This window comes from Dietzia sp. DQ11-44, from assembly GCF_014145205.1.
Classification (GTDB): Bacteria; Actinomycetota; Actinomycetes; order Mycobacteriales; family Mycobacteriaceae; genus Dietzia; species Dietzia natronolimnaea.
Map to the genome: position 1 here is coordinate 1 of NZ_JAALEC010000358.1, position 301 is coordinate 301.

The window sequence follows — 301 nt, forward strand, 5'->3', positions numbered from 1 at the left end:
TGCTACGTCTTCCGGCGTGAACTGATCGCTCAGATCCCCGAGGGCGTCCCCGTCTCGGTGGAGCGCGAGACCTTCCCGCAGCTGCTCGCCGAGGGCAGGCGGGTCTGCGGCTTCGTCGACTCGGCGTACTGGCGGGACATGGGCACGCCCGAGGACTTCGTCCGCGGGTCCTCCGACCTGGTGCGCGGCATCGCGCCGTCGCCCGCACTCGAGAGCCACCACGGCGAGGCGCTCGTCCACGACGGCGCGGGGGTCGGCGCCGGGGCGGTCCTCATCGGGGGGACCGTGGTCGGTCGCGGCG

At 74.1% G+C, this 301-nt stretch carries 1 protein-coding gene; it reads left to right on the forward strand.

Features of this window, described 5'->3' with window-relative positions; translation table 11 throughout:
• A partial coding sequence (locus G6018_RS09570) for an NDP-sugar synthase (RefSeq protein ID WP_182639483.1) occupies positions 1 to 301 on the forward strand: 301 nt, incomplete at both ends.